This is a genomic window from Streptomyces shinuiensis, from assembly GCF_043660855.1.
GTDB lineage: Bacteria > Actinomycetota > Actinomycetes > Streptomycetales > Streptomycetaceae > Streptomyces.
In genome coordinates this window covers 361,502-385,238 of the sequence record NZ_JBIHML010000001.1, presented here as the reverse complement: position 1 = coordinate 385,238, position 23,737 = coordinate 361,502, and the positions used below count along the sequence as shown (strand labels likewise).

At 73.4% G+C, this 23,737-nt stretch carries 23 protein-coding genes; 16 read left to right on the top strand and 7 right to left on the bottom strand.

All coding sequences use genetic code 11. The features are described 5' to 3' along the window. Nucleotides 1–294: 294 nt before the first annotated feature. From ACGRHY_RS01705 to ACGRHY_RS01670, 8 genes are all read left to right on the top strand, one after another. Nucleotides 295–603 carry a helix-turn-helix domain-containing protein gene (locus ACGRHY_RS01705; protein ID WP_394633606.1) on the top strand — a complete coding sequence of 103 codons (309 nt, stop codon included), beginning with the start codon at nucleotides 295–297 and terminating at the stop codon, nucleotides 601–603. A 254-nt stretch (nucleotides 604–857) separates the two neighbouring features. Further along, on the top strand, nucleotides 858–1,898 hold the full coding sequence (locus ACGRHY_RS01700; RefSeq protein WP_394633605.1) for a tyrosine-type recombinase/integrase: 1,041 nt from the start codon (nucleotides 858–860) through the stop codon (nucleotides 1,896–1,898). Between the two features lie 116 nt (nucleotides 1,899–2,014). Continuing rightward, nucleotides 2,015–2,860: a HipA family kinase gene (locus ACGRHY_RS01695; RefSeq protein WP_394633604.1), complete on the top strand. Its 846-nt coding sequence runs from the start codon at nucleotides 2,015–2,017 to the stop codon at nucleotides 2,858–2,860. Further along, the gene (locus tag ACGRHY_RS01690) at nucleotides 2,857–3,252 is read left to right on the top strand and encodes a DUF3037 domain-containing protein (RefSeq protein ID WP_394633603.1); all 396 of its coding nucleotides are present in this window, start codon (nucleotides 2,857–2,859) and stop codon (nucleotides 3,250–3,252) included. The genes ACGRHY_RS01695 and ACGRHY_RS01690 overlap by 4 nt, the downstream gene beginning before the upstream one ends. Nucleotides 3,253–3,425: 173 nt before the next feature. Further along, nucleotides 3,426–4,187, top strand: coding sequence for a 3-oxoacyl-ACP reductase FabG (gene fabG, locus ACGRHY_RS01685; protein WP_394633602.1), 762 nt, complete (start codon nucleotides 3,426–3,428; stop codon nucleotides 4,185–4,187). 49 nt (nucleotides 4,188–4,236) lie between these two features. Continuing rightward, complete coding sequence (locus ACGRHY_RS01680) at nucleotides 4,237–4,992, top strand: SDR family oxidoreductase (protein ID WP_394633601.1); 756 nt, start codon at nucleotides 4,237–4,239, stop codon at nucleotides 4,990–4,992. A gap of 376 nt (nucleotides 4,993–5,368) precedes the next feature. Further along, nucleotides 5,369–6,949 (top strand): ABC transporter substrate-binding protein, encoded by a 1,581-nt coding sequence (locus tag ACGRHY_RS01675; RefSeq protein WP_394633600.1) that lies wholly within the window; start codon nucleotides 5,369–5,371, stop codon nucleotides 6,947–6,949. Nucleotides 6,950–7,099: 150 nt separating this feature from the next. Beyond that, a complete protein-coding gene (locus tag ACGRHY_RS01670) occupies nucleotides 7,100–7,771 on the top strand; it encodes a uracil-DNA glycosylase (RefSeq protein WP_394637882.1) in 672 nt (223 codons plus the stop codon). A 40-nt stretch (nucleotides 7,772–7,811) separates the two neighbouring features. Here the strand turns inward: ACGRHY_RS01670 and ACGRHY_RS01665 are convergent, their stop codons facing one another. Continuing rightward, nucleotides 7,812–8,252, bottom strand: a complete 441-nt coding sequence (locus ACGRHY_RS01665; RefSeq protein WP_394633599.1) for a DUF3224 domain-containing protein — start codon at nucleotides 8,250–8,252, stop codon at nucleotides 7,812–7,814. Between the two features lie 105 nt (nucleotides 8,253–8,357). Here ACGRHY_RS01665 and ACGRHY_RS01660 point away from each other — a divergent pair, with 105 nt between their 5' ends. Both ACGRHY_RS01660 and ACGRHY_RS01655 read left to right on the top strand, forming a co-directional pair. After that, nucleotides 8,358–9,377 (top strand): helix-turn-helix transcriptional regulator, encoded by a 1,020-nt coding sequence (locus tag ACGRHY_RS01660; RefSeq protein ID WP_394633598.1) that lies wholly within the window; start codon nucleotides 8,358–8,360, stop codon nucleotides 9,375–9,377. 92 nt (nucleotides 9,378–9,469) lie between these two features. Next, a complete protein-coding gene (locus ACGRHY_RS01655; protein ID WP_394633597.1) occupies nucleotides 9,470–9,976 on the top strand; it encodes a hypothetical protein in 507 nt (168 codons plus the stop codon). On the opposite strand, the gene ACGRHY_RS01650 is transcribed toward ACGRHY_RS01655, so the two are convergent. Beyond that, on the bottom strand, nucleotides 9,964–10,428 hold the full coding sequence (locus ACGRHY_RS01650; protein WP_394633596.1) for a hypothetical protein: 465 nt from the start codon (nucleotides 10,426–10,428) through the stop codon (nucleotides 9,964–9,966). The two genes, ACGRHY_RS01655 and ACGRHY_RS01650, sit on opposite strands and share 13 nt — an antisense overlap. 335 nt (nucleotides 10,429–10,763) lie before the next feature. Here ACGRHY_RS01650 and ACGRHY_RS01645 point away from each other — a divergent pair, with 335 nt between their 5' ends. Continuing rightward, nucleotides 10,764–11,669 carry a Gfo/Idh/MocA family protein gene (locus tag ACGRHY_RS01645; protein ID WP_394633595.1) on the top strand — a complete coding sequence of 302 codons (906 nt, stop codon included), beginning with the start codon at nucleotides 10,764–10,766 and terminating at the stop codon, nucleotides 11,667–11,669. Here ACGRHY_RS01645 and lnt read toward each other — a convergent pair. Next, complete coding sequence (lnt, locus tag ACGRHY_RS01640) at nucleotides 11,641–13,188, bottom strand: apolipoprotein N-acyltransferase (RefSeq protein ID WP_394633594.1); 1,548 nt, start codon at nucleotides 13,186–13,188, stop codon at nucleotides 11,641–11,643. The genes ACGRHY_RS01645 and lnt overlap by 29 nt on opposite strands. 254 nt (nucleotides 13,189–13,442) lie before the next feature. On the opposite strand from lnt, the gene ACGRHY_RS01635 reads away from it, so the two are divergent. Genes ACGRHY_RS01635 through ACGRHY_RS01625 form a run of 3 tightly spaced genes read left to right on the top strand, consistent with a single transcriptional unit; the run spans nucleotide 13,443 to nucleotide 17,664 of the window. Next, on the top strand, nucleotides 13,443–14,279 hold the full coding sequence (locus ACGRHY_RS01635; protein ID WP_394633593.1) for a universal stress protein: 837 nt from the start codon (nucleotides 13,443–13,445) through the stop codon (nucleotides 14,277–14,279). Nucleotides 14,280–14,317: 38 nt separating this feature from the next. Next, nucleotides 14,318–15,181 carry an HAD family hydrolase gene (locus ACGRHY_RS01630; protein WP_394633592.1) on the top strand — a complete coding sequence of 288 codons (864 nt, stop codon included), beginning with the start codon at nucleotides 14,318–14,320 and terminating at the stop codon, nucleotides 15,179–15,181. 5 nt (nucleotides 15,182–15,186) lie between these two features. Next, nucleotides 15,187–17,664, top strand: a complete 2,478-nt coding sequence (locus ACGRHY_RS01625) for a glycoside hydrolase family 65 protein (RefSeq protein ID WP_491630968.1) — start codon at nucleotides 15,187–15,189, stop codon at nucleotides 17,662–17,664. A 16-nt stretch (nucleotides 17,665–17,680) separates the two neighbouring features. On the opposite strand, the gene ACGRHY_RS01620 is transcribed toward ACGRHY_RS01625, so the two are convergent. Continuing rightward, nucleotides 17,681–18,001, bottom strand: a complete 321-nt coding sequence (locus ACGRHY_RS01620; RefSeq protein WP_394633591.1) for a hypothetical protein — start codon at nucleotides 17,999–18,001, stop codon at nucleotides 17,681–17,683. Between the two features lie 122 nt (nucleotides 18,002–18,123). Further along, nucleotides 18,124–19,122 (bottom strand): PP2C family protein-serine/threonine phosphatase, encoded by a 999-nt coding sequence (locus ACGRHY_RS01615; protein WP_394637880.1) that lies wholly within the window; start codon nucleotides 19,120–19,122, stop codon nucleotides 18,124–18,126. Nucleotides 19,123–19,661: 539 nt separating this feature from the next. Here ACGRHY_RS01615 and ACGRHY_RS01610 point away from each other — a divergent pair. After that, entirely contained in the window at nucleotides 19,662–20,798 is a 1,137-nt protein-coding gene (locus tag ACGRHY_RS01610; RefSeq protein WP_394637879.1) for a CapA family protein, read from the top strand. Between the two features lie 36 nt (nucleotides 20,799–20,834). Here the strand turns inward: ACGRHY_RS01610 and ACGRHY_RS01605 are convergent, their stop codons facing one another. Beyond that, on the bottom strand, nucleotides 20,835–21,707 hold the full coding sequence (locus ACGRHY_RS01605; RefSeq protein ID WP_394633590.1) for an undecaprenyl-diphosphate phosphatase: 873 nt from the start codon (nucleotides 21,705–21,707) through the stop codon (nucleotides 20,835–20,837). 52 nt (nucleotides 21,708–21,759) lie between these two features. Continuing rightward, entirely contained in the window at nucleotides 21,760–22,728 is a 969-nt protein-coding gene (locus ACGRHY_RS01600) for a TVP38/TMEM64 family protein (protein WP_394633589.1), read from the bottom strand. On the opposite strand from ACGRHY_RS01600, the gene ACGRHY_RS01595 reads away from it, so the two are divergent. Then, the gene (locus ACGRHY_RS01595) at nucleotides 22,727–23,626 is read left to right on the top strand and encodes a spermidine synthase (RefSeq protein ID WP_394633588.1); all 900 of its coding nucleotides are present in this window, start codon (nucleotides 22,727–22,729) and stop codon (nucleotides 23,624–23,626) included. The genes ACGRHY_RS01600 and ACGRHY_RS01595 overlap by 2 nt on opposite strands. The last annotated feature ends 111 nt before the right edge of the window (nucleotides 23,627–23,737 follow it).

Sequence of the window (23,737 nt, the reverse complement as noted above, 5' to 3'; positions counted from 1 at the left end):
CTCTTCACGGCTATGTCAAGGTACAACACCTTGGAAGCGAACGGCCAACGGACGATCGACCGGGTGACACGATGAGGATTTCCTTACGTCAACGCGCATGCCTCTTCCTACTCAAGTTCTTCCCCCCCCTTGCTCGTTTCTCGGTGGAGTCCGATGGGTGATGCTCGCGTGCGTGTCGACTGTATGGAGAAGGCGAAACATAGGCCGTCATCGCCGGTTATCCAAACCGGCGATGACGGCGATCATTGACGGCGCTCGCGCTCGACGTCCCTCGCCTCCCATGGAAGTCCCTTCATGCCCGAAAAGTCGCTTCCTGCCTCCTCGGCATCCTCTGCCGTTGGGGCCGTTCACGCGGCCTTCCTGACCGTCAAGGACGCTGCCGAGTATCTCGGCCTCTCGCCGCACACGCTGTATGTCTGGCGACATCGACGGCAGGGGCCGCCGAGTTTCTGCATGGGGCGTCGCGGTCGAGTGGTGTATCGGCGGGACGCTCTCGAAACCTGGATTCGGGAACAGGAGGAGGTCGACTCCCGATCCAACCCGGCCCTGGACCCTCTGGCATTTGCTCCACAGCACCGGTCCGGCCGCACTTTCGGAGACTGACGGGCCAGACGCTGTAGAACACCGTTTCTTTCGCCGATAAGGAGTATCACCTGGCCGGCTACATAGAGGACCGCTGGATCAAGAAGAAGAGAGATCCGGTAACCGGGAAGAGGGCGCGGACTCCTCGCTACGGTAAGGGGAGGAGATACAAGGTCGCTGGTGTCCCCGGGGTTCGTGATCGGTCTTTCGACACTCTGGAGGACGCCAAGGCGTGGCTTCGCCGGTCTGCCACGGATGAGGAACGCGGGGAGTTCGTGGACCCGCGTGACGGGTCCATCACGCTGGCCGATTACATCGAGCTGTACTGGGCGCCGGGCAGGAGGGGAGCTCCCAAGACCCAGCAGGATCAGGAACGTAAAGCGCGGCTTCACATCATTCCGCACCTGGGGCGGCTTCCGCTCCGGAGCATCACGGCGACGACGCTGCGCGCGTATACGGCGAAGCTGGAGGAATCCGTCTCCTCGGTCGACTACCGGCGCGGGATCCTGTCCGAGTTGTCCGGCATTCTGGAAGCGGCCGTCGACGACAGGCGGCTCGCCAGGAACCCCATGCGCGCAAAATCCGTGCGCTGGCCCAAGGCGTCCCGGGAGCGGCGAGAGGCGTGGTCGCTGGAGACCGCACTCCGGGTTCGTGACGTGATCAGCCCCCGGCACCGCATAGCCGTGGTGCTCGGGCTGGGATGCGGGCTCCGTCAGGGCGAAGTGTTCGGACTGAGTCCGGAGGACATCGACTACGCGCGAGGTGCCCTCCACGTCCGCCGCCAGGTGCAGACGGTCAACGGCAGGCTGTTCTTCGCCCTGCCCAAGGGAGCGAAGACCCGCACCGTGGACATGCCCGGCTCGGTCGCCGAGGCGTTGAAGCGCCACATCGAGGTGTTCCCGCCGGTGGAGGTGGAGCTTCCCTGGGGAAGGCCGGGGGAGGACAGACCGCGAAGGAAGTTCCCCCTCCTGCTCACCACGCGGTTCGGCAACGCCGTGGCCGTGAACACATGGAACACCTACACGTGGAAGCCCGCGCTGGCCAAGGCCGGCGTCATCCCGCCGCGCGCCGAGGGCGCGAAGCAGTGGCAGTGGGAGGCGGCGCCGCGGGACGGCTTCCATGTGCTGCGGCACACCTACGCCTCGGTCATGTTGGAGGCGGGCGAGTCCGTGGTGACCCTGGCGCGGTGGCTCGGGCACTCCTCGCCGGCCGTCACGCTCGGTTACTGCGCTCACTTCATGCCGGAGGCCGGGAGCAAGGGGCGCACCGTCATGGACGGACTGCTGGGCAGGCGGGGGAAGCCGGGCGGCGGCTGAGACTCCCCAGATTCTCCCCAGGGTGGTTCGGGAGTGGTTCCGGCGGGACCGCCGCTCCGGGGGCTTCTGGGGCCGACCGTGGATTGCAAGGCCGGTAGGTCCGATAGCCTGGGAAAATGCTTCCCGAAGTCACCGCCACGCGCTATGTGACGCCCCTGCGCGAGGGCGGATCGCTGCCCGGCATCGTCGAGGCCGACGACCTGGGCACCTATGTCGTGAAGTTCACCGGAGCCGGGCAGGGCCGCAAGGCCCTGGTGGCCGAGGTGCTGTGCGGGCGGCTCGCCCAGCGGCTCGGCCTGCGCGTGCCCGACCTGGTGCGCGTCGGACTGGACCCGGTGATCGGCCTGGGCGAGCCCGACCAGGAGGTGCAGGAACTGCTCAAGGCCAGCGGCGGGCTGAATCTGGGGATGGACTTCCTGCCCGGCTCGATGGGCTTCGACCCGCTCGCCTACCGGGTGGACGCGCGGGAGGCCGGACGCGTGGTGTGGTTCGACGCCCTGACGGGCAACGTCGACCGTTCCTGGCGCAACCCCAACATGCTGGTCTGGCACGGCGACCTGTGGCTCATCGACCACGGCGCCAGCCTGATCTGGCACCACAACTGGACCACCGCGGCCAAGGCGGCCGACAAGCCGTACGACGCCTCCGACCACGCCCTGGCGCCCATGGGCCCGGACATCGCCTCGGCCGCCGCCGAACTGGCGCCGCGGGTGACGGAGGAACTGCTGGCCGAGTGCGCGGCCGACATCCCCGACGAGTGGCTGGCCGGCGGGCCCGGCTTCGACACACCGAACGCGCTGCGCCGCGCCTACACCGAGGTGCTGGCCGCCCGGGCCGGTACGGTCCACGAGCGGATCACAGTCGGCGCCCCGAGCCAGGACGGGCCCTCCAGGGCGCCCGGTTGGCTGAAGGGCTGGGCGGACGCCGTCAGCGGACTGAACAAGGGCGGAGGGGCGCGGTGAGCGGACAGTTCGGTGGACGCGACATCTTCGAGTACGCGGTGCTGCGCGTCGTCCCCCGGGTGGAGCGCGGTGAGATGATCAACGCCGGGGTCGTCGTCTACTGCCGCGCCCGGTCCTTCGTCGCGGCCCGCACCCACCTGGACGTCGAACGGCTGCGGGCGCTCGATCCGCATGCCGACGTCGAGGGGGTGCGGGCGGCCCTGCACGCAGTGGAGTGCCTGTGCCGCGGCGGGGCGGAGGCCGGGCAGGCCGCGGCCGACGACCCCGGGCGGCGTTTCCGGTGGCTGGTCGCCCCCCGCTCCACCGTGCTCCAGCCGGGTCCGGTGCACACCGGGCTGACCGCCGACCCCGAGGCGGAGACCGAGCGGCTGCTGGAGGTGCTGGTGCGCTGAGGGGCGCACCGGACGCCCTCGGCGTGCCCGGCACACCGCGGAGACGGCGGCCCGGACGTGGGCTGGGCCTCACCGCACCGGTGGCCGTTGACACAGCGTGTCCGTGCTTCTAGCGTCACGTCTGCCGAAGGTACTAAGCGGTTGCTCACCCATTCGAGTGCGAGGAGACCAGCATGTCCACCACCGAGCAGCGTGTCGCGATCGTCACGGGCGGAGCCCGGGGGATCGGCGCCGCCACCGCCGTCCGGCTCGCCGCCGAGGGCCGGGCCGTCGCCGTGCTCGACCTGGACGAGTCGGCCTGCGCGGACGTCGTGGAGGAGATCACCGCGGCGGGCGGCAGGGCGCTGGCGGTCGGCTGCGACGTGTCGGACACCGAGCGGGTGGAGGCCGCCGTCGCACGGGTCGCCGAGGAGCTGGGCGCGCCGACCGTCCTGGTCAACAACGCCGGAGTGCTCCGCGACAACCTGCTGTTCAAGATGGGCGACTCCGACTGGGACACCGTCATGAACGTGCACCTGCGCGGTGCCTTCCTGATGTCCCGGGCCTGCCAGAAGCACATGGTCGACGCCGGTTTCGGCCGGATCGTCAACCTCTCCTCCAGCTCCGCGCTCGGCAACCGCGGGCAGGCCAACTACGCCGCCGCCAAGGCCGGCCTGCAGGGCTTCACCAAGACCCTCGCCAAGGAGCTGGGCAAGTTCGGCATCACCGCCAACGCCGTGGCCCCCGGCTTCATCGTCACCGACATGACCGCCGCCACCGCCGCCCGCGTCGGCATGGGCTTCGAGGACTTCCAGAAGGCCGCCGCCTCCCAGATCCCCGTCCAGCGCGTGGGCAGGCCCGGGGACATCGCGAACGCCATCGCGTTCTTCACCGGCGAGGAGGCCGGTTTCGTCTCCGGCCAGGTGCTGTACGTGGCCGGCGGCCCGCTCAACTGACGGCCGCCGACGGCCGCACCGTAAAACGACGGAACGGAAAGAAGAGCTCATGGCAGTGCAGGACAGCGGCAGGGTCGCCCTGATCACCGGAGCGAGCCGCGGCATCGGCTACGGCATCGCCGAGGCGCTCGTGGCCCGCGGTGACCGGGTGTGCATCACCGGCCGCAACGAGGACGCCCTCGCGGAGGCGGTCGAGCGGCTCGGCGCGGACCGGGCCATCGGCGTCGCCGGGAAGGCCCACGACGAGGCCCACCAGGCGGAGGCCGTCGAACGCGCCATGGAGGCGTTCGGCCGTGTCGACCACCTGGTCAACAACGCGGGCACCAACCCGGTCTTCGGGCCCATCGCGGAACTGGACCTGAACGTCGCCCGCAAGGTCTTCGACACCAACGTCCTCTCCGCGCTCGGGTTCGCCCAGCGCACCTGGGCTGCCTGGCAGAAGGAGCACGGCGGCACCATCGTCAACATCGCCTCCGTCGCCGGGCTGTCCGCCTCGCCCTTCATCGGCGCCTACGGCATCAGCAAGGCCGCGATGGTCAACCTCACCCTCCAGCTCGCCCACGAGCTGTCGCCGGGCGTGCGGGTCAACGCCATCGCCCCGGCCGTGGTCAAGACGAAGTTCGCCGCCGCGCTCTACGAGGGGCGCGAGGAGGAGGTGGCCAGGCGCTACCCGATGGGGCGGCTGGGCACTCCCGAGGACATCGGGGGAGCGGCGGCCTTCCTCACCTCCGACGACTCCGGCTGGATCACCGGTCAGACCCTCGTGGTCGACGGCGGGATCTTCCTCAACGCCGGGGTCGAGTGACCTCCGGGCCCCGGCACACCGCAACGGTGCGCCGGGGGCCGCACCGCGCCGGCGCCGCGCCGCCCCCGACGGGACGGCGCGGCGCCGGTGCGCGTCCTGGTACGGCTCCCGTACTCTGCGCGACCAACCGGTCCGCTGCGGCCGAAGTCCTGATCTTGCCCGGTCCAGAAGCCTGTCAGCCTCGTCATATGCTGCGGTAAGGTCTGCCACGTCCTCGGCACGACAGGCCCGTTGAGACCCTGCCGTACGGGTGGTGGCACGCGCTCCGCACCGCGGTGCGCGCTCCGGCCCGTCAGCCGATGGATTCCCCCACAGCAACCCAGGCAGTAGCTGTACCTAGTGGCGTTAGTGGCATCGCCGACCGAGGAGCGTGCAAGTGTTCAGCCAGAACAAGCCTCTGAAGGGCGCAGTCGTGCTGGTGACAGCGACCCTGCTCGCCGGATGCGGCTCGCTGCTCGGTGACGGCGAGAACGAGGAGGTGATCGTGGTCGGCACCACGAGCACGCCGAGTGTCCTCGACCCGGCCGGTGCCTGGGACGGTTCGTGGGAGCTGTACCGGAACATCTACCAGACCCTGCTGCACTTCCCGAGCTCCAGCGGCACCCCGGAGCCCGACGCCGCCCAGCGCTGCGGTTTCACCGACACCGTCAGCAGCGTCTACCGGTGCGTCCTGAAGAAGAACCTGACGTTCTCCAACGGCAACGCGCTGGACGCGGAGGCGGTCAAGTACTCCATCGAGCGCACCCTGGGGATCAAGGCGCCCACCGGTCCCGCCCAGCTGCTGCAGAGCATCGACCGCATCGAGACGTCCGGTGAGCGGACGATCATATTCCACCTCAAGCGGCCGGACGCGACCTTCCCGCTGGTCCTGGCCACCCCGGCCGCGTCCATCGTCGACCCCGCCGCCTACCCGGCCGACCAGCTGCTGGAGTCGGACAAGATCAGCGGATCCGGACCGTACCTGCTCGACGGCTACAAGGAGGACGAGCGGGCCGAGCTGGTCAGGAACCAGAAGTACAAGGGTTCCGCGGAGGTCAAGAACAACGCCGTGACCGTCCGCTACTTCAAGGACTCGGCCAGGATGGTCGAGCAGCTCAAGAGCGGCGAGGTCGACCTCACCTACCGCGGCCTGACCCCCGAGCAGATCGACGACTTCGGGAAGAACCGCAGCGACCACCCGGACATCAAGCTCAACGAGGTCTACGGCACCGAGATCCGCTACCTGGTGTTCAACCCGCGGCACGAGTCGGCCGCCGAGCCCGCCGTCCGCAGGGCGGTCGCCCAGGTCATCGACCGCAAGGCCCTGGTCCGCAACGTCTACAAGCGCACCGCCGCCCCGCTGTACTCCATGGTCCCCGGCGGGATCACCGGCCACACCAGCGCCTTCTACGAGGAGTACGGCGAGCCCAGCGTGGAGAAGGCCCGCACCACGCTGAACCAGGCCGGGGTCGACGAGAAGGTGGAGCTGACCCTCTGGTACACCACCGACCGCTACGGTGCGACGACCGCCGAGGAGTTCGCCGAGATCAAGCGGCAGCTGGAGGCGTCCGGGCTGTTCGAGGTCACCCTGGAGGGCCGCGAGTGGCGCGAGTTCCAGAAAGGCATCACCGAGGGGGAGTACCCGGTGTTCGGCCGCGGCTGGTTCCCCGACTTCCCGGACGCGGACAACTACATCTCGCCGTTCGTCGGCAAGGAGAACGCCCTGGGCACGCCGTACGAGGACGAGACGCTGACCGGCACGCTGCTGCCCAAGTCCCGCAAGGAGAGCGACCGGGGTGCGGCCAGCGCCGCCTTCACGCAGGCGCAGAAGATCCTGGCCGAGGACGCCCGGCTGCTGCCCCTGTGGCAGGGCAAGCTCTACATCGCCGCGCACAACGACATCGCCGGCGTGGAGTGGAGCATCGACTCCTCGACGATCATGCGGCTGTGGGAGCTCGACCGCAAGAAGAGCTGGTGACCTGAGGGAGCGGGGTGGCCGCCGGTGACCTCCGACAGCCGCGCCCGGCCCGCGCGGCGCGGCTGTCAGAGGTCACCGGTACGTTCTTGGGGTACGCGCCCGGGTGAGGCGCGCGGAACCGACACCGGAGGTCTGTCTCACGTGAACGCCATGCTGCCCGAGTCCTGGCAGAAGGTCCTCGGCGACGAGCTGGAGAAGCCCTACTTCAAGGAGCTCACCGAGTTCGTCGAGGAGGAGCGGGCACGCGGGCCGGTCTACCCGCCCCGGGAAGAGGTCTTCGCGGCGCTGGACGCCACTCCGTACGAGCAGGTCAAGGTGCTCGTCCTCGGACAGGACCCGTACCACGGCGAGGGGCAGGGCCACGGGCTGGCGTTCTCGGTGCGGCCCGGGGTGAGGATTCCGCCGTCCCTGCGGAACATCTACAAGGAGCTGCAGGCGGACCTGGGCTGCCCCGTCCCGGACAACGGCTATCTGATGCCGTGGGCGAAGCAGGGCGTGCTCCTGCTCAACGCGGTGCTGACGGTCCGGGCCGGGGAGGCCAACTCCCACAAGGGCAAGGGCTGGGAGAAGTTCACGGACGCGGTGATCCACGCCGTGGGCGCCCGACCCGACCCGGCCGTCTTCGTGCTGTGGGGCAACTACGCGAAGAAGAAGCTGCCGCTGATCGACACCGAGCGGCACACGGTGGTCCAGGGCGCGCACCCCTCGCCGCTGTCGGCGAAGAAGTTCTTCGGATCACGCCCCTTCAGCCGGATCGACGAGGCGATCGCGGCGCAGGGGCACACGCCGGTCGACTGGTGCGTCCCCAGCCTCGGCTCCTGAGCCGCTTCCCGGCCGGCCCGGACAGCGCGACCGGGCCGACTCAGCCCAGTTCGTAGTCGAAGGCGTACGCGACGGACGGCTCGCCGTGCACGGCGGTGAAGCCACCCGTCCCCCGCAGCCCGGCCAGCTCGCCGGTGGCCGAGCCGGGCACCACCTCGAAGACGCAGTGCACGGTGCCCTTCTCGTCGAAGGTGCCGCGCTCGGCGAGCACGAAGGAGCCCACGCGTCCGTCGAGGGTGCCGGAGAGCAGCTCGTGGCCGGTGAAGCTCCCGGCGGAGCCGGGCTCTCCCGCGGTGTAGGCGATGGTGTACGCGCACGAGGTCCCGGTGGCCTCGATACCACCGGTGAAGTGGTTGGTGACGACGGCGGAGGCCAGCTTCGGGCCGCCGCCGGCACCTTCGCCGTCACCGCCGCCGGCTTCGGCGATGACCTTCTCCTGCCAGTCGGCGAAGGTGAAGCTGCCGGTGGTGTGCGTGGTCATGGGTCTCCTCACAGGCGGTGGCACGGGCCCTTCCCGCGCCGGCCGCCACCACTGTCCCGCCCGTACCTGACATCCCCTGTCAGGTACGGGCGGCAGACTGTCGCCATGCGCGCCGACCGCCTTCTGCAGATGCTCCTGCTGCTCCAGAACCGGGGCCGGATGACCGCACCGGAACTCGCCGCCGAGCTGGAGGTCTCGGTCCGCACCGTCTACCGCGACGCCGAGGCGCTCATCACCTCCGGCGTGCCGCTGACCGCCGAGCGGGGACCGGAGGGTGGCTACCGCCTGATGGAGGGCTACCGCACCCGGCTGACCGGCCTCACCGGTGAGGAGGCCGACTCCCTGTGGCTCGCCGGGATGCCGGGCGCCGCGGCCGAACTGGGACTGGGCGCCGAACTGGCGACCGCCCAGCTCAAGCTGCGCGCCGCGCTCCCCGCACAGCTCGCCGAGCGCACCCGGCGCGTCTCTGAGCGCTTCCACCTCGACGCCCCGGCCTGGTTCCGGGACGCCGACCCCGTACCGCACCTGGCGCGCGTGGCCGAGGCCGTCTGGGAGCAGCGGACGCTGCGCGTGCGCTACCGCCGCTGGAAGGGCGAGGTGCGCCGCGAGCTGCATCCGCTCGGGCTCGTCCTCAAGGGCGGCGTCTGGTATCTCGTCGCCCGGTCCGCTCCCGGCCCGGACGACGGCGGCGAAGCCCGTACGGGAGAGGACGTGCGTACCTACCGGGTCTCGCGCGTCCTCGCCCTCGACATGCCGGGCGAGCGTTTCGAGCGGCCCGCCGGCTTCGGCCTCGCGGCGTACTGGGCCGAGGCCACGGGCCGTCTGGAGGCCGGCCGCCTGCGGGACGAGGCGCTGCTGCGGCTCTCCCCACGCGGCCTGCGGCTGCTGCCCATGCTGTTCGGCGCGGTGGGTGCGCGGGCGGCGCGGGAGGCGGACGGGCCGGACGGGGACGGCTGGCTGCGGGTGCTCCTCCCCGTGGAGAGCCTCCCCGTGGCGGTGGGCGATCTGCTCCGGCTCGGTGCGGAGGCGGAGGTGCTCGGCCCGGCCGGGCTGCGCGCGGCGGTGGCGCGGGAGGTGCGGACGCTGGCGAGCAGGTACGGACGGGGCACCGGCGAGAGCGCCTGAGCGCTGCGGCAGCCCCCGGCGGTTAGCGTCGGAGAACGGTGCGGGAAGGGCGTCCGCGCCGCCGGTACCGACACCACCACACAGGAGAGCCCGTGGCGGAGCATCGGCAGGAGACGGGAGCGGCGGGAGAGGAGGGGCGCGCGGCGGGCGAGCCGCTGCCGACCAGGATCGGTCAGGCGGTCATCCTGCACCGGGGCGGGGACCGGGAGGAGGCGCGCAACCGGCTGGCGGGCCTGTGGGAGGAGGCGTGCGAGGACGGCGACCCCTTCCACCGGTGCACCATCGCCCACTACCTGGCCGGCACCCAGGACGATCCCGTGGCCGGACTCGAGTGGGGCCGGCGCGCGCTGGCCGCCGCGAAGGCCCCGGCCGGGGCCTTCGCGGCCGTGCGGTCCCTGCTCCCCTCGCTCCATCTGAGCCTGGCCGCCGCTCACGCCGGTCTCGGCGACCACGCCGCCGCCCGGCGTGAGCTGGCCCGGGCCCGCAGTGCGGCGGAGGAGCTGCCCGACGACGCGTACGGTGCGGGCGTCAGGACCGCCATCGGGAACCTGGCGCGGCGGCTGGCGGCCGCCGGCGGGCCGCCGGATCAGTCGCCGTAGACCTGCCGGCAGGTCCGGGCCGGTTCGCCGTCCGCGGTCCAGCCGCCGTACGCCTCACCGAGCCCGCACACACCCGGGCCGGGCCACCGGGGAGTGCTGCCGGAGGCGCGCCCCGGCCGGGCCGAGCCGGAAGGGGGGTGTTCGCTTCGCGGCCGGCGGGGCGCCGGGCGCGCGGTGGGCCGGTGGGCGGGGGAGGACGCGGAGGGCGGAACGGAGTGGGGCGGGGAGGAGGCGCCAGGGGTTTCCGGACCGTCGTCCACCCTGGCGAGGGTCTCCCGCGCCGGGCCGGGGGTCCGCGGCGGCTCGGTGTCCCGCCGGGGCAGGGCGGGGCCGCTGGGCGGGGGAGGCGGTCCGCTCTCCTCCGGCCGCTGGCCGCCCGCCACCGTGACGCACCCCGAGACGGCGGCCAGGGCGGCTCCGGCCAGGAGCAGGGCGCTTCGCACATGTCGCACCCGGCCTACTCTGCTGCACCTCACGGCCGCCGGGAACTCCCCGCAGGGGTGATGCGGGTGGCCCCGTGGGTTACCTGTGGTCCACGTGACCGGTGGTGAGGGCCGCCGAGGACGCCCGGAGGGCGTCAGAGAACGCCTGAGAGCACTGGCCCCGTCGCACCGGGCGACCGGCGGCGGCACGCGCCGTCCGTGAGCCGCCGCTCACCGCGTATGCTGCCGGTCCGCGGGGAACACGGGACGGCGGAGCGGCCGCGCCCCGAACGGCTCCGAGCGCCCCCGAGCAGCCCCGGGCGGCAACGGACGGCACCGGAAGACGGCGAGACCAAGGGGGTTCCGTGAGGATCGCAGTGATCGGACTCGGCGACATCGCGCAGAAGGCGTACCTGCCGGTGCTCACCGCCCGGCCGGGGCTGGAGCTCCACCTGCACACCCGCACCCGCGGCACTCTGGAACGGACGGCCGAGGCCCACCGGATCCCCGGCCCGCAGCGGCACACGGATCTCGACGGGCTGATCGGGACCGCCCCCGACGCGGCCTTCGTCCACGCTCCGACGGCCGAGCACCCCGCGATCGTCGCCCGGCTGCTGGAGGCCGGGGTGCCCACCTACGTCGACAAGCCGCTCGCTCACACCCTGGCCGAGTCCGAGCGCCTGGTGCGCCTGGCCGGCCGGCGGCGCGTTCCGCTCGCCGTCGGCTTCAACCGCCGCCACGCACCCGGTTACGCCCAGTGCCTGGAACACCCGCGCGACCTGATCCTGATGCAGAAGAACCGCGTCGGACTGGCCGCCGACCCGCGCGAGGTGGTCTACGACGACTTCATCCACGTAGTGGACACCCTCCGCTTCCTGCTGCCCGGGCCGGCCGGGCACATCGATATCCGCGCCCGGGTCAGGGACGGGCTCCTGCACCATGTGGTGCTCCAGATGTCGGGCGACGGCTTCACCGCGATCGGTGTCATGAACCGGATGAGCGGCAGCGCCGAGGAGATCCTGGAGGTCTCCGGGCGGGACGCCAGGCGCCAGGTGTTCAACCTCGCCGAGATCGTCGACCACAAGGGCCAGCCCAGCGTCCGCCGCCGCGGGGACTGGGTGCCGGTGGCCCGCCAGCGCGGCATCGAGCAGGCCGCGCTGGCCTTCCTCGACGCCGTGCGCGCCGGGCGGCACCTGGAGGCCGAGGACGCCCTGCGCACCCACGAGTTGTGCGAACGGGTCGTCATCGCCGCGCTTGAGCAGGCCGGGTAGCCCCCTTCCGCGCCCCGGGCCGCCGCTTCCCGTACCGCCCGCGCCGGAACCGGCGCACCGCCGCCACGGCCGCCGCCGAGAGCAGTGAACCCAGCGCGGCGGCGACGGCCCAGTCGCCGAACCGGACGTAGGCGGTGGTGCCCGAGGCGAGCGGCACCTCGTGGACGGCGGCCCCGCTGTGCTCGGTGCCCATCCGCTCGCCCACCGGTTCGCCGCGCGGGCCGTACACCGCGCTCACCCCCGTCAGCGTGGCGTGCACCATCGGCCGCCCGCTCTCCGCGGCCCGCAGCGCCGCCAGGGAGGCGTGCTGGGACGGCGCCCAGCTGTCCTGGAAGGTGGAGGTCGCCGACTGGGCGACGAGCAGCTCGGCGCCGTCGCGCGCCAGCGCCCGGCTCGCGTCGGGGAAGGCGGACTCGAAACACACCAGCGGACCGGTGCGCACCCCCAGGGTGTCCATCACCACCGGTGCGTCCCCGCGCCCGCGGTCCTCCTCGGCCGCCTCGCCCACCGCCGTCGCCCAGCCCAGCAGGGAACGGGCCGGCACGTACTCGCCGAACGGCACCAGCCGCATCTTGTCGTAGCGCTCCCCGGTGGTCCCCCGCGGGCCCACCGCCACGGAGCTCTTGAAGATCCCCGGCCCGTCCGGGCGCCGGGCGTCCACGTTCACCAGCAGCGGCGCCCCGACCCGCGAGGACAGCGCCGCCAACCGCTCCCGCAGGTCCGGGCGGGCCTCCAGGTCGTAGCCGACGCTGCTCTCGCCCCACACCACCAGGTCCACGCCCCGGCCCGCCAGGCCGCGGGTGAGCCGCTCCCCGGTGTCGAAGCGCGCCTCGGCCCCGGCGACCACACCCGGCTGCACCACCGCGACGCGGACCGTGCCCGACGGCCGCGGCAGCGGCGCCCACGCCCAGGCCGCGGCCGGGACCAGCACGCACACCGCAGCCGCGGCCGCGGCGGCCCGCCGCGCACCGGGCACGGCGACCAGCACCGCCAGCGCGGTGTTCGCCGCCACCACCCATATGGTGACCAGCCACACCCCGCCCAGCGAGGCCAGCCGCAGCGCGGGCGGCACCTGCCACTGGCTCGCCCCCAGCAGCGCCCACGGCCCGCCCAGGTACTCCCAGGAGCGCACCAGCTCGATCATCAGCCACGCCGACGGCACCAGCACCACCGCCGCCACCGCCCGGCCCGGAGCCGGCTCGCCCGCCAGCAGCCGTCTCACCAGCTGGCCCCACGGAGCCCACAGCAGCCCCATCACGGCCGCCACCACCACGATGAAGGCGTGCAGGCTCGGCGCCAGCCAGTGATGGGTGGCCAGCAGGAAACCGGTGCCGCCCAGCCAGCCCTCCAGGGCGGCACGCCGCCCGCTGTCCGCCGTACGGAGCAGCAGCAGCCACGGGATCAGCGCTGCGTAGGCCCACCACCACAGCGACGGCGCGGGAAAGGAAAGGGCGGGCAGCGCGCCCGCCGCCAACGCGAGCACCCCGCGCCGCCACCCGGATCCTGCGGACACCCGCATGCCGCGCCTCCCTCGCCTCGGCCGGGCAGGTGTGCGGACCCCGCCGTGCCGGAGGGCCGGGCGGGGCCGTGCCGCGGGGCAGGCGGCCGAGAACCGCCCGCCGGGGTTTCACCGGCCCGTATGCGGGTCACCGTTCCCAGGAACCGGCGGGTGAACCTGCGGCCCGCCGGTTCCTGGGAACGGTGACCCGCCGGCCGGAACGGTCGGCCCGGGGCCGGGAGAACGCGGGAGGCCGGGACAAGGAGGTGGCGGCGGTGGAGCTCCCCCTGCTGGTGGGCGTCGACGGATCCGGGCCCAGCCTGCTCGCGGTGGACTGGGCCGCGGACGCGGCGGTCCGGCACTCGGTACCCCTGTGTCTGGTCCACGGCGTCGAGGACCGCGGGGAGGACGACCCGGAACCGGAGGAGCTGATGTCCGCCGCGACCGAACGCGTCCGCCGGCACGCCCCCGGCGTACGGGTGACCACCGTCGTCCTCGACGAGGCACCCGGAGCCGCGCTGGTCCACGCCGGCCGCAACGCGTTCGGCCTCGTCGTCGGCTCACGGGGCCGGGGCGGGATCGCGGGCCTGCTGCTGGGTTCGGTGGGGTTGGAGGCGGCCGGCCGGGCCGACTGCCCGGTGGTCGTCGTACGCGGTGGTGAGAACGCCCGCGCCGGCGGCCACGGCCGGGTCGTCCTGGGCGTCGGGGACAGGGTGGACGGTTCGCCCGCCGCCCACTTCGCCTTCCGCGAGGCCGCCGCCAGGCACTGCGAACTGCACGCCGTACGGGCGTGGCGCCGGCCCACCCACACGGCGGAGAACCATCCGCCGATCCAGGGCAGTCCGGCCGGAGCCCGCCACCGGGAGGCGATGGACCACCTGGACGGCGCCCTGCGGGCCGCGGCCCGCGAGTACTCCGGGATCGACCTGCACCTGCACGCCGTGGAGGGCCCCACCCGCGCGGTGCTGCTGGAGGAGTCGCGCCGGGCGGACCTGCTGGTGATCGGCGCCCACCGCCGGCAGGGCCGCCTCGGCCTCCAGCTCGGGGTGGTCGACCACACCGTCATCCACCACGCCGACTGCCCCGTGGCCCTCGTACCGGAGCACATCTGATCCCGACCGCCCCGGCGACCCCACTGGATGGAGCGATCATGCCGTCTGCCGCAGCCGCAGCCCGGGACCCGGAGGAGGCCGCCGCCCCGGCACACCGCCCGGACCGCCCGGACGGCCTGAGGGCCGTGGTGTTCGACACCGACGGGGTGATCACCGACTCCGCCCGGGTCCACGCAGCGGCCTGGAAGGAAGCCTTCGACGACTGCCTGCGCGAGTGGTGCGAGCGCGGCGGCGGACAGCCGCAGGAGGATCCGGGGGACCGGTTCCGCCCGTTCGACGTCCAGGAGGACTACCGGCGGTACGTCGACGGCAGATCCCGCCTGGACGGCGCCGCGGCCTTCCTCAGGTCAAGGGGGCTGGACCTGCCGCCCGGAGAGCCGGGAGACCCGCCCGGCAACGGCACCGTCCGGGCCGTCGCCGCACGCAAGGAGCGGCTGTTCACCGCCGCCCTGCGGCAGGACGCCGTCGAGGCCTGGCCCGGCACGCTGCGGCTGCTGCACGCCCTGCGCCGCGGAGGGGTGCCCATGGCGGTGATATCCGCCTCCCGGCATGCGAGGGAGTTGCTCTCCGGAGCAGGAGTGCTGGAGATGTTCGACGCCGTGGTGGACGGCCACGAGGCGGCCCGCCTGGACCTGCCCGGCAAACCGGACCCCGCGGTGTTCCTGGAGGCCGCCCGGCGGCTGGGGGTGCCTCCGGGGGAGGCGGCCGTCGTCGAGGACGCGCTGGCCGGTGTCGAGGCGGGCCGCCGGGGCGGCTTCGGACTGGTCGTCGGGGTGGACCGGACGGCCGGTCCCACCAGCGCGCGGGACCTGCGCGAGCACGGGGCCGACGTGGTCGTGACCGACCTGGCCGATCTGCTGCCGCACGGTCCCCGCGCCGGCCGGCACGACGAGGAGGACTGACAGTGGTGGAGGGGACCGTGGAGCGGTGGGAATGGGCCTACGCGGGCTACGAGCCGGGGGAGGAGCGGCTGCGCGAGGCCCTGTGCACCCTGGGCAACGGCTACTTCGCGACCCGCGGCGCGGCTCCCGAGACGGATGCCGGAGGGCCCCACTACCCGGGCACGTACGCGGCGGGCTGCTACAACCGGCTGGTGTCCACCGTGGGGGAGAGCGAGCCCAGGGACGTCGAGAACGAGGACATGGTCAACCTGCCCAACTGGCTGCCCCTGCGCTTCCGTGTCCTCGGCGGGGCCCTCGACGGCCCTCCCGGCGCTCCTCCCGGCGGCGGCCCCGTGAACAGCCCCGCGAACGGACCCGCCCCGACCTGGTGGACCCCCGACGAAGACGGGCTGCTGGAGTACCGGCAGCGGCTGGACCTCAGGCACGGCGTCCTGCACCGGACCCTGCGCCTGGAGGACACCGCCGGCCGGCGGCTGCGCGTCGAGCAGCACCGGCTGGTCCACATGGGGCAGCCGCACCTGGCCGCGCTGCGCACCGTCTTCACCGCGGAGAACTGGACCGGCACGCTGGAGGTCGAGTCCGCCCTCGACGGCGACGTCGCCAACGAGGGAGTGGAGCGCTACCGCGCCCTGAACGGCCGCCATCTGACCGGCCACAGCACCGGATCGACGGCGCCGGACACCGTCTGGGTGCGCTGTCGCACCACGAACTCGGAGATCGGGGTGGCCCTGGCCGCCCGCACCCGCCTGGAGAGCGGAGAGGCCGTCTCGGCGCACACCGACCTGGGCGGACTGCGGCCCGCGCGGCGGCTGACCGTCGCCGTCCGGCCCGGGCGGCCCGTCACCGTCGTCAAGACCGTGTCCCTGCACACCTCGCACGACATCGCGGTCAGCGAGCCCCTGCACGCCGCGCTGGAGGACATCGACTACGCGCCCGGCTTCCCCGACCTGCTCGACACGCACCGCGCCGCCTGGGACGAACTGTGGCGGCACGCCGAACTGGAGGTGCCAGGCGAGGCGGGCCGCATCCTGCGGGTCCACCTCTTCCACGTCCTGCAGACACTCTCCCCGCACATCACCGACCTGGACGTCGGGGTCCCGGCGCGCGGGCTGCACGGGGAGGCGTACCGGGGGCACGTCTTCTGGGACGAGCTGTTCGTGCTGCCCTATCTCAACGTCCACTTCCCCGAGGTCTCCCGCGCCCTGCTGGCCTACCGGCACCGGCGGTTGCCCGAGGCCGTCCGGGCCGCGCGGGACAGCGGCTACGAAGGCGCGATGTTCCCCTGGCAGAGCGGCAGCGACGGGCGCGAGGAGACCCAGACCCTGCACCTGAACCCGCGCTCGGGCCGCTGGCTGCCGGACCACTCCCGCCTCCAGCACCACGTGGGCTCGGCGATCGCCTACAACATCTGGCAGTACTGGCAGGCCAGCGGCGACATCGACTTCATGCACACCCGGGGCGCCGAGACGCTGCTGCGGATCGCCCAGTTCTGGGGGAGCGCCGCGCGCTACGACGCGGATCTCGGGCGCTACCGCATCCTCGGCGTGGTCGGCCCCGACGAGTACCACGAGGCCTACCCGGGCAGGGAGCGGCCCGGCCTGGACGACAACGCCTACACCAACGTCACCGCCGCCTGGGTGCTCGGCCGGGCCCTGGAGACGCTCGAGACCGTCCCCGAACCGCTGTGCGAGGAGCTGTGCCTGAAACTCGCCCTGGACGGGGAGACGCTGGAACGCTGGGACGACGTCTCCCGGCGGCTGCGGGTGCCCTTCCACGAGGGCGTCATCAGCCAGTTCGACGGTTACGGGGAACTGGCCGAACTGGACTGGGAGGGCTACCGCCGCAAGTACGGGGACATCCGCCGGCTGGACCGGATCCTGGAGGCCGAGGGCGACACCGTCAACCGCTACCAGGCCTCCAAGCAGGCCGACGCGCTGATGCTCGGCTACCTGTTCCAGCCCGCCGAACTGGCGGGCCTGTTCGAGCGGCTCGGCCACACCCTCGACGACGAGCTGTGGCGGCGCACGGTCGACTACTACCTGCACCGCACCAGCCACGGCTCCACCCTCAGCTCCCTGGTCCACGGGTGGGTGCTGGCCCGGGTGCGGCGTCCCGACGCCTGGCGCTACGTGCAGGAGGCACTGGTCAGCGACATCGCCGACATCCAGGGCGGCACGACGGCCGAGGGCATCCACCTGGGTGCCATGGCCGGGACACTGGACCTCGTGCAGCGCGGGCTGACCGGTCTGGAGACCCGCGGGGGTGCTCTGCGGCTTGACCCCGCGCCGCTCCCGGAACTGTCGGAGTTCTGCTTCACCATGCGCTACCGGCACCACTGGGGGGTGGGCGTGCGGACGCGCTCGGACGGGATGCGCGTCAGCCTGCCCGGATCGGCCGAGGGTCCCGTACGCCTGGTGCTGCCCGACCGGACCGTCACCATCGAGCCCGGCGAGTCGGCCTGGCTGGACCTGGCCGACCGGTGACGGCCGGCCGGACCGCTCAGCCGGAGCCCGGCCCCCGCCGTCCGGTACGGGGGCCCGGGTGACGGCCGGCCCGGAAGGTCGCTCCCAGGACCACGGCGGAGAGGAGCACCAGCACGCCGACCACCGGGTGCAGGACCATCAGCGCGGGAACCAGGAAGAGGCAGACGCCGACGAGCAGCCACAGGCGGGACGGTGTCGCCGGCCCGCCCGCCGCTTCGCGCTCCGTCTCGCCGAACCCCCGGAACAGGGCGGCGAGGCGGGCGTCATGCAGCAGCGCCCGTTCGGTCTCGTGCAGGATGCGGAGTTCTCGGAGGGTGAGGCGGCGGGATTCGTTCATGGTCTCGGCCCAGCTCGGTCGGTGCGGACTGCGGCGGTCGGCTGTCGAGTACCCCCTCCGAGCGGGTGAACCTTCCGAAGTCCGGCGATCCGGGCCGATGATCCGGCCGGTGCCGGTCCGGATCACCCCTCGCGGTACCGCAGGAGCAGCATCGCCGCGTCGTCCTGCAGCGGTCCGCCGACATGGGTCACCAGATCCCGGCACAGCGACTCCAGACCTATGTCCGGGTTCGCCTCCCGCAGCAGGAAGGCCCGCCGGACCAGCGGGTAGAAGCGGTCGTCCGGGTCGCGTGCCTCGGTCACACCGTCGGTGTACAGCAGCATCTGCTCGCCGGGGGCGAGCGACAGCCCGTACGGCTCCGGGGGCTTGAGGTCGAAGCCCATGCCCAGGGGCGGAGCGGTCTCCGGCGGCTCCGCGAGATGGGCCGTCCCGTCCGCGCGGACGACCAGCGGTGAGGGGTGGCCGTGGTTGAGCAGTGTCACCGAACGGTCCTCGTGCGTCTCGGCCAGGACGGCCGTGACGAACCGCTCCTGCGTCATGTGCCGGTTGACCGAACGCTCCAGCCGGGCGCTCACCGCCGCCAGGTCCGGCTCGTCGTACGCAGCCTCCCGGAACGCGGCCAGGACGACCGCGGCCGTCTCCACCGCCTCCAGCCCCTTGCCCTGGACATCGCCCACGATCACCCGCACCCCCGAGGGCGAGTTGACGACCTCGTACAGGTCGCCCCCGATCCGGGCCTCGGCCACCGCGGAGGTGTAGGACACCGCGATCCGCAGGTGCCCCGCGGCCCGGGGCACCGGGCGCAGCAGCACCCGCTGGGCCACCTCGGCGATGGACCGCACGTTCGCCAGCTCGGCCTCGTGCCGCTGGCGGATGGCGGCCGCGACCAGGCCGGCCGCCGACACCCCGGCCACCGACAGAAGCGCCGTGTAGCCGCGCGTGGTCCCCAGCAGACCGTCGTAGGAGGCCAGGCAGAAGCACAGGAACAGGGCCAGCAGCCCGATCAGCGCGGTGCGGCGCATGCCGCCGACCAGGCTGGCGAAGGCGGGACCGAGCGACAGCAGCGGCAGGAACCCCACACCCGGGCCGGCGGTCACGTCCACCAGGGCGACGACGGTCATTGCCGCGAAGGGCAGCCCGGCCAGGAGTCGGTAGCTGTCGTCGTCGCGCTCGGCCAAGGTGAACTCCGGATCCGGTGCGGATGCCCCGCGGTTGTCTGGGAACAGCTTCCCAGGCCGGGGCGGCGCGGGAAAGCGACCCGCGCGGTCGCGCCGTTTCCCGGGCGGCCCGTACGGGCCGCCCGGACCACCCGGACGGCCCCCGCGGCGCGGTCTCGGCGCCGTCATGACCGGCCGGCCCACCGCCGGCGACGGGCGGCCGTCTTCCCGGCGCGTGCCGCCCCTGCCCCTCATGTCGCCCGTCACGCCCCTCGTTCCGGCAGCCGCGCGATCCCTTCGCCCGGCCGGAGCAGCGGACGGCCGCCGAAGGTGCCGCACACCCCGCCGCCGCCCACGCTGCCGGAGAGGAGGACGGCGCGACCGCCCCGAGGCGGCGTGCCAGGACGCACGGGAGGCGAAGAATGCGCCGGATCGCACCAGCGGGGACGGCGGCCGGACGGAGCGCGCGGCGGACGGCCGGGCGTACGGGCGAGGGCGAGGCGGTGCACCGGATACGCCGGAGCCGTCGGATACGCCTCGTGACCACGGCCGCCGCCGTACTGGCGCTCGCCGCACCCGCCTCGTGCACCGCGTCCGGCGGCGCCCCGGGGGAGGACCGGGCCGCACGGGCGGACGAGGGCAGGCCGTTCACCGTGGTGGCGACCGGCGACATCATCCCGTACCCGTCGATCGTCGAGCAGGCCCGGCGTGACGCGGGTGGCGCCGGGCACGACTTCACCCGCATCCTCGCGGGCGTGGAACCGGTGGTCGAACCCGCCGACATCGCGCTGTGCCACATGGAGACGCCCTACGGCGACGAGGACGGCCCCTTCACCGGCTATCCGCTGTTCCGCTCCCCGCCCCAGCTCGCGAAGGCCCTGCGGGCCACCGGCTACGACAGTTGCTCGACCGCCTCCAACCACAGCCTCGACGACGGCGTCGAGGGCGTGCGCCGCACCCTCGACGCGCTGGACGCGGCGGGAGTGCAGCACACGGGCACCGCCCGCGACTCGGCGGAGGCCGCCCGCCCGGCACTGCTGGAGGCCGGCGGCGCCCGGATCGCCCATCTGTCGTACACCTACGGCACCAACGGCATCCCGCTCCCCGAGGACCGGCCGTGGGCGGTGAGCCTGCTGGAGCCGGAGCGCGTGCTCGCCGACGCCCGCGCCGCCCGCCGCGCCGGGGCCGACGTGGTGATCGTCAGCCTGCACTGGGGAACGGAGTGGCAGCAGGCGCCCGACGCGACGCAGAAGGAGCTGGCCCGCAGGCTCACCGCCGCGCGCACCGGCGGACACGCGGACGTCGACCTGCTGATCGGCACCCACAACCACGTGCCCCAGCCGTACGAGAAGGTGAACGGCACCTGGGTGGTCTACGGTCTGGGCGACCAGATCGCCAGCTTCGTCCCCGAGGACAAGCGCAGCGGCAACGAGGGCTCCATGGCCCGCTTCACCTTCAGCCCCGAGAAGGGGCGCTGGACCGTCACGGGGGCCGAGTTCCTGGTCGGACACTCCGACATGGGCCCGCCCTTCCGCGTGGTGCGCGCCACCGGGGAGAACTTCCCGGAGGTGCACAGGCGGGTGCGTGAGGCGGTGCTGAGCCGGGGCGCGGACGAGGACGGTCTCACCGAGGGCCGGTGAGACCGGGGGCGGCCCGGCGGACGCCCCCTTCGGGCGTCAGCCCGCCGCCTCGCCCGCGTGCGGGGAGATCACCCCGGCCGCGATCAGGGCGAAGATCAGCAGGCCCAGCAGTATCCGGTAGACCACGAACGGCATGAAGCTCCTGGTGGAGATGAACTTCATGAACCAGGCGATGACCGCGTAGGCCACGAGGAAGGACAGCGCGGTCGCGAAGAGCGTCGGCGCCCAGGAGACGTGCCCCTCGCCGATCTCCGTCAGCTCGAACAGGCCGGAGGCGAGGACGGCCGGGATGGCCAGCAGGAAGGAGTAGCGGGCGGCGGCCTCCCGGGAGTAGCCCATGAACAGGCCGCCGCTGATCGTCGCGCCCGAGCGGGACACCCCGGGGACCAGCGCCATCGCCTGGGCCATGCCGTACAGCAGGCCGTCGCGCACGGTCAGCCCCTCCAGCGACTTGCGCTCCCGCACGGCACGGTGGCGCCCGCCGGAGGCGTCACGGGACGCGAGCCGGTCGGCCACGCCCAGGACGACGCCCAGCACGATCAGGGTCGTGGCGATCAGCCGCAGATCGCGGAAGGGGCCCTCGATGTAGTCCTTGAGGGTCAGGCCGAGGACGCCGATCGGTATGGAGCCGACGACCACCAGCCAGCCCAGCTTCGCGTCGTGCTCGCGGCGCGCCTCCCTGTCGTACAGCGAGCGGAACCAGGCGGAGACGATCCGCGCGATGTCCTTGCGGAAGTAGATCAGCACCGCCGCCTCGGTGCCGATCTGGGTGACGGCGGTGAAGGCCGCTCCGGGGTCCTCCCATCCCGCGAAGACCGCGGTCAGCCGCAGATGGGCGCTGGAGGATATGGGAAGGAACTCGGTCAGCCCCTGGACGAGCCCGAGGATGAACGCTTCGAACCAAGACATGTCGGGGTGTGCTCGTCCCTATTTCGTGATCATCGGTCAGGTCGGGCAGATGCTATGGCCGGTCGGGAACGGGGAGGGAAACGACGGGCGAACGTCGCGGGTTCGCGCGTACCGGCTCGGTGACCGCCCGGCCCGGCGCCTCGGCCGCGGCCTGACCCACAGCCTCGTCAGCGGTCTCGGCCGGCGCCCCGGACCCGCGCAGCCGGGCGCGTCTGCGCCAGGCGACGACCGCGGCGGCCATTCCGGGAACGGCGATGAAGGCGGACGCGACCAGGAAGACGGGCGAGGTCGGAGTGGAGGCCTGGCTGCCCGCCACGGCGTACGCGGCGGTGTTGGGCACACAGCCCAGCGCAGTGGCCGACAGGAAGGCGGACCAGCGCATCCGGCTGACGGAGGCGCCGTAGTTGGAGACGGCGAACGGGACCCCCGGCAGCACCCGCAGCACCAGCATCGAGCGGAAGCCCCGGCGGCTGAGCTGCCGGTCCCCGGCCGCCAGCCAGCGGCCGCGCAGCAGCGGGCGCAGGGCGTCCTGCCCCAGCAGCCGTCCCAGTCCGAAGGCCAGCCCCGCCCCCAGCACCGTCCCGGCCACCGCCGCGGCGGTGCCCAGGGCTGCGCCGAAAAGGGCGCCCGAGGCCAGGTTCAGCACCGGTCTGGGCACGAGGGCCGCGGTGCCCAGACCGTACGCGAGGGCGAACAGCGCCAGCGCGCCCCCTCCGGTCAGCGGGGGACGCCAACCCCGGGCGAGAAGCTGCTGGGGTTCGTGGAGGGCCACCGTCGTGGCGGCGGCGGCCAGCAGCACGGTGAGGAAGGACAGGCGGGACCATGGGGAGAACAGCACCGCGGAGCACCGGGCGGCGGGTCCGACGGGCCGGGGAGCGGGGACGGGCACCGGGCGAGCGTAACCGACACGGGTGACATACGTCCCGGTCTGCCCGCTGTGAGGTCCGCGACCCGCCCGCTGCCCGGCGCCGCCGCCCACCCCGCCCAACGGCCGGCCGGGACGCCGGGACAATGGGACCATGGACAAGGCAGTGGAGGGCCGGACGGCGGACGACCGGACGGCAGGGGAGCCGGTGCCCGTACGCCGGGCCGTGGACCAGGGCACCGCCCGGCTGCTGCCGGACGTGGACCGGCCGCGCGCCTGGCTGCTCACCGTCGACGACGCCCCCCAGTCGTACGTGGACCTCGGCGATCCGGCGCACCTGGAGTTCGAGTACGTGCGCCGGATCGCCCACGTCCTGGACTGCGCCGCCGCCCCGGGCGCACCGCTGGACGTCCTCCACCTGGGCGGCGGTGCCATGACCCTGCCGCGCTACCTCGCCGCCGCCCGTCCCGGCTCCCGCCAGGAGGTGGTGGACGCCGACCGGGCTCTGCTCGGCCTGGTCGCCGAGCACCTGCCGCTGCCGTCCGGCGGCGGCATCGGGGTGCGGGCCGAGGACGCCCTCACCGCGCTGCGGGACAGGCCCCCGGGCTCGGCGGACGTCCTGGTCGCCGACGTCTTCGGCGGCTCCCGCGTCCCGGCCCACCTGACCACCCTGGCGTACGCCCGGGCCGTGGCCGGGGTGCTGCGGCCGGACGGCGTCTACGTCGTCAACCTCGCCGACGCCGCGCCCTTCGGCTTTCTCCGCTCCCAACTGGCCGGCTTCCGCACGGTCTTCGGCGAGGAACCCGGGCGGCTGTGCCTGATCGCCGAGCCCGCCGTGCTGCGCGGCCGCCGGTTCGGCAACACCGTGCTGGCCGCATCCCGCGCCGGACTGCCCGTGGAGCGGCTGGCGCGGCTGGCGGCCGGCGACCCGTTTCCGGCCCGGGTGGTGCACGGGACCGCGCTGGAGCGGCTGACCGCGAACGCGCGCCCCGTTCAGGAGAGCGAGGCGGCACCCTCGCCCGAGCCGCCGGAGGGCTCCTTCACCGTCGGCTGACCGCCGACCGCCGCGGTCCCGTCCCGCCGGGTCAGGCCGCGGACTCCCGGCACGCACAGCACCGCGGCCGTCAGCAACGCGACCAGCACCGAGCAGCCCCACGGCGCCGCC

Coding starts and splice junctions, on each gene's coding strand:
- ACGRHY_RS01705 (WP_394633606.1), top strand. CDS start 295: ATGCCCGAAAAGTCGCTTCCTGCCTCCTCGGCATCCTCTGCCGTTGGG.
- ACGRHY_RS01695 (WP_394633604.1), top strand. CDS start 2,015: ATGCTTCCCGAAGTCACCGCCACGCGCTATGTGACGCCCCTGCGCGAG.
- fabG (WP_394633602.1), top strand. CDS start 3,426: ATGTCCACCACCGAGCAGCGTGTCGCGATCGTCACGGGCGGAGCCCGG.
- ACGRHY_RS01680 (WP_394633601.1), top strand. CDS start 4,237: ATGGCAGTGCAGGACAGCGGCAGGGTCGCCCTGATCACCGGAGCGAGC.
- ACGRHY_RS01670 (WP_394637882.1), top strand. CDS start 7,100: ATGCTGCCCGAGTCCTGGCAGAAGGTCCTCGGCGACGAGCTGGAGAAG.
- ACGRHY_RS01665 (WP_394633599.1), bottom strand. CDS start 8,252: ATGACCACGCACACCACCGGCAGCTTCACCTTCGCCGACTGGCAGGAG.
- ACGRHY_RS01660 (WP_394633598.1), top strand. CDS start 8,358: ATGCGCGCCGACCGCCTTCTGCAGATGCTCCTGCTGCTCCAGAACCGG.
- lnt (WP_394633594.1), bottom strand. CDS start 13,188: ATGCGGGTGTCCGCAGGATCCGGGTGGCGGCGCGGGGTGCTCGCGTTG.
- ACGRHY_RS01630 (WP_394633592.1), top strand. CDS start 14,318: ATGCCGTCTGCCGCAGCCGCAGCCCGGGACCCGGAGGAGGCCGCCGCC.
- ACGRHY_RS01620 (WP_394633591.1), bottom strand. CDS start 18,001: ATGAACGAATCCCGCCGCCTCACCCTCCGAGAACTCCGCATCCTGCAC.
- ACGRHY_RS01615 (WP_394637880.1), bottom strand. CDS start 19,122: ATGACCGTCGTCGCCCTGGTGGACGTGACCGCCGGCCCGGGTGTGGGG.
- ACGRHY_RS01605 (WP_394633590.1), bottom strand. CDS start 21,707: ATGTCTTGGTTCGAAGCGTTCATCCTCGGGCTCGTCCAGGGGCTGACC.
- ACGRHY_RS01595 (WP_394633588.1), top strand. CDS start 22,727: ATGGACAAGGCAGTGGAGGGCCGGACGGCGGACGACCGGACGGCAGGG.
- ACGRHY_RS01600 (WP_394633589.1), bottom strand. CDS start 22,728: ATGGTCCCATTGTCCCGGCGTCCCGGCCGGCCGTTGGGCGGGGTGGGC.